The sequence below is a fragment of the Thalassospira sp. UBA1131 genome, from assembly GCF_002311515.1.
GTDB lineage: Bacteria > Pseudomonadota > Alphaproteobacteria > Rhodospirillales > Thalassospiraceae > Thalassospira.
The window spans coordinates 26,688-27,228 of sequence record NZ_DCAO01000026.1; the positions used below are offsets into that span (position 1 = coordinate 26,688).

Sequence of the window (541 nt, forward strand, 5' to 3'; positions counted from 1 at the left end):
TCCATTACACCGACACCGCCGGTTGCCTTGGGATCAATGGCAATGATCAGTTGTCCAAGCGCAGGTGGTGCGCCTTTGTCATCAAAAAGTGACGAAGACTGGTGACCGAACTGTGCACCGGTAAGACCAGCCGCAAGAAGCTCCACCATCATGGCAAGTGCCGCCCCCTTGACCCCACCGGCCGGGATCATCGTGCCATCAATGGCTTTGACCGCATCGGTGGTCGGATTGCCATCCACATCAAGCGCCCAGTCATCGGGAATAGCGACACCCTTTTGCTTGGCGGCCATGATCTTGCCACGCGCAACCTTTGAAAGCGCAAGGTCGATGATGATCGGATCACCGGCATCGCCAACCGGAACGCCAAAGGCAATCGGGTTTGTGCCAAACATCGGACGTCGACCACCCCATGCCGCCATCGCCGCCGGTGCATTGGCAAACATCATCGCCGCCAATCCCTTTTCCGCCAGACGTTCGACCGTAAGGCCCATCACCCCCGCATGATGCGATCTGTGGATTGCGGCAATCGCAATACCCTGGG

Annotated in this window: 1 protein-coding gene; it reads right to left on the reverse strand. The window is 58.4% G+C overall.

The annotated features are described in order from the left end of the window. The coding region (locus B3Z49_RS03830; RefSeq protein ID WP_296988365.1) for an Ldh family oxidoreductase at window positions 1–541 on the reverse strand (541 nt) is incomplete at both ends.